The 3,295-nt window shown below is 71.3% G+C and carries 1 protein-coding gene; it reads right to left on the bottom strand.

Annotated elements, in window-relative coordinates; all coding sequences use genetic code 11:
- A partial coding sequence (locus tag ACF1AK_RS36160) for a ricin-type beta-trefoil lectin domain protein (RefSeq protein WP_391503065.1) occupies positions 1–3,295 on the bottom strand: 3,295 nt, incomplete at both ends.

Raw genomic sequence — 3,295 nt, 5'->3', positions numbered from 1 at the left:
GCGTCGTCGGGGTTGGCACCGGCGGTGTAGAACACCGACTTCACCGTCCCGGCGTCCGCCCCGTTCGACCCCGGCTTGCGGGACTCGACGGCGCGACCCGACGCGTCGTACCTGACCCTGGAGGTCAGCTTCGCGCCCAGCGCATCCGTGGTGATCTCGGTGGCCGCCTTCAGCGCCCAGCCCGAGGTCCCACCGATCGGCGTGCCGTACCCGTACTTGCTGACCCGCAGCTCGACATCATCGGCGTAGCCGTCGATCCGGGCACCGTCGGTCTGGGTGGTGACCAGGTGGTACGCCTGGCCGTCCGGCTTCCCCTCGTCGTAGGTGTTGGTGTTGTGGTCCCGCGCCACCACCGACGTCCCCGCCGCGAGGGTCGGGTTGACGGTGGTCTTGGTCAGGGTCACCGTGTCCAGGCCGGCGTGGTACCGCGCGCCGGTGCTGGCCGCGTTGGTGCCGGTGACGGTGAGCTTGAGCTCGTGGTCACCGCGCGCCAGGTGGACCGGCGTGCCGAGCGCGTACGGGGCCACGGCGGGGTCGGCGGAGTACTGGTCGATCGGCTGGCCGAGGTTCTGGCCGTCGATCGCGAACTGCACGGTGCCGTGGTCGTTGTACCTGGTCTGCTGGCCGGAGAGCAGGTAGTCGCCCTCCTCCGGCACGCTGACCCGCACCACCGCGTAGCCGCCCGGGGCGGTCGCCCGGACGCTCAGGTGCGCGCCGCCGGACCAGATCAGACCGCAGCAGTTGTTGTCGATCTGGACCGGCACGTTGGCGCCGAGCTGCGGCAGCTTCTCGGCCTCCGAGGTGACGGTGACCGGGGTGGTCTGGCCGTTCACCTGCTCGGCGAGCGAGGCACGGTAGACCGGGCCGAGCGTCTCGACGACGTCCAGGCCGTCCGCGCTGTAGGTGGTGCGCGAGTCCAGCAGCCGGGCCCGGGACTTGGTGATCTCGGCCTTGCGCGCCTTCTGCTCGTCGGTCAGGTTCGCGGCGAGCAGTTCGGCCGGGATCTGGGGCAGGCCCAGCTCGGCGGTGAACCGGTCGGCGTCCGGGTGGGTGCCCAGGGCGATGGCCCGGTTGGTGGCCTCCAGGGTCCGGACGGCATTGCCGTAGCGGTCGAACTCGGTGGTGTCGATGTCACCGCCGGGCGTGACGGACGGGCTCGCCGTGTTGACCTCGTTGCCGGAGGCGTTGAGGTAGTGGACGGCGGCCGGCTTGTAGCCGTCCTTGCCCGGCTTGGCCGCCGTGGCGGTGTTGGTGCCCGGGTCGTCCTCCGGACCGAACACCGCCGTGGCATCGGTCGGCGCGTCCAGCTGCGCCCACGTCGCCGCGTCCGCGCCGGACAGGTCGTACGGACCGCCGGCGCCGGTGGTCAGCGGCACCTCGTAGACGACGTTGGTCGCGACCTCGCCGTTGACCTGGTCCTTGCTGCCCTGCGCCAGCGCGGCGCGACGGACCTTCAGCAGACGCCCCGGGTCCTGGTCGGCCGCGGCCTTGCCGTAGTCGAGGTTCCACGGCAGCTCACCGGCGGCGGTGATCCGGGTGACCCGGCCGTCCGCGTCGTAGCCGTACGTGGTCTTCAGCGGCTGCGCCAGGCGCGGGTCCCAGACCTGGGCCATGCGGCCCTTGTCGTCGTACGCGTAGTGCGCGACCTCGACGGCCTCCTGCTTGGAGGTCGCCGGGTTCCACGACCACACCTTGACGGCCCTGACGCGGTCCAGGTAGTCACCCGGAACCGTCGCCGTCGCCGTGGTGGCCTTGGCGTAGTCGTACTCCGTGACCTCGCAGCCGCGCGGCAGCGGGTCGACCGAGCAGTGGTTCGCGTCGTCGACGCCCGGCTCGACGGTCGGGATGACGCGCTTGACGAGCGAACGCCCGTCGGCGGTGTCGTACTGGTACCGGGTGGTCGAGGCCGCCTCGGCACCGATGTCGGCGATCACCTGGTAGATGTTCGAACCGGCCTGGCGGGCGAAGACGGTCCTGGAGCCGTCCAGCTCGCTCAGCTCGTAGGTGGTGCCGTTGGTCTGGACGTCCCAGACCTGGTTCGCACCGGCCCAGCAGACCCAGATGGTGGCGCCGTTGTAGGCGTCCAGGCACTTGCCCGAGTGGCGGTTCACCACGATGCCGTTGGAGTGCACCTCCCACTGCTGGTTGTCGCCGCCGTTGCAGCCCCACAGGGTCAGCCGGGTGTTGTCGCCCGTCACGCCCCACGGGTTGTCGAGGCAGTAGCCGAGCAGCCGCAGCGTCAGGTCGTCGCCGCGCGTCCACTGCTGGTTGGTGGCGCCGGTGCACGGTGCGCTCTGCAGCACCGCGCCATTGCCGGCGGAGCCGTTCGGCACCTCCAGGCACAGCCCGGTGGCGTTGAGCACGATCGCGCCGGAGGTGGCCGGCACGGCCTTCAGGGTGAGCGACTCGGCGCCCGGCTCCGGGAAGAGGGTGCCGTCGGTGCCCTTGGCGAAGGTGAGCGAGGTGTCGTCGTTGGCCTTGATCTCGACCAGGTCGGACTGCGGGAACGACAGCGAGCGGTAGTCGGAGCCGGCGCCCGCGTCGGGGCCGCCGGCCCACTGCGGACCGAACGGCGCCACGATCTCCTTCAGCGAGAGGTCGTCGAAGTAGACCTCCTTGCCGGTGCCGGGGAGGTTGCCGTTGTACAGCCGGAACCAGGCCTGGTCGGCGTCCTTCGGGACGACCATGTCGACGGTCAGCTGCTGCCAGGCGTCGGTGAAGGAGGCCTTCTTGGAGGTGATCTGTCCGTAGCCGGCCGCGGTGTGGTACAGACCGGTCAGGGTCAGACCGCGGTCGGTGAGCGGGTTGTCCAGGCCGGTCGCGCCGGGGACGTAGATCCAGCCGGTGAGGCGGTACGTCTTGCCGGGCTGCATGCCCTGGGCGAAGGTGTACTCCGGGCCGACGGCCGCGTAGCTGTCCCAGCCGTTGCCGGGCTTGACCAGCAGCGAGTCGGTGGAGCTGTCGTGGCCGCGGGCGGTCGAACGGCTGAGCTCGGCCTGGCCGGCGGTGAAGCCGGTGAGGTCGGTGCCCACCTGGCGCTGGTTGGCGGTCAGGCGCTCGCCCTGCGGCTGCCAGCCGCGCGCGAGGTCGCGCGAGGACGAGGTGCGGGCGACCGACATGCCGAGCTCGTTGGCGTCGGTGACGCCGACGGAGTAGTCACCGGTCAGCAGGTTGACCGAACCCGGGCCGACCTCGGTGGAGGCCGCGCCGTCCGCGTTGCGGTCGACGGTGATGGTGTTCCACACGGTGGCGTACCCCGCGCCGGAGCCGTCCTCCGGGAACAGCTTGGCGCGGA

The organism is Kitasatospora sp. NPDC015120, from assembly GCF_043080305.1.
Lineage (GTDB): Bacteria > Actinomycetota > Actinomycetes > Streptomycetales > Streptomycetaceae > Kitasatospora.
The sequence above is the reverse complement of the archived record's forward strand: the minus strand, read 5'-3'. Positions and strand labels throughout refer to the sequence as shown.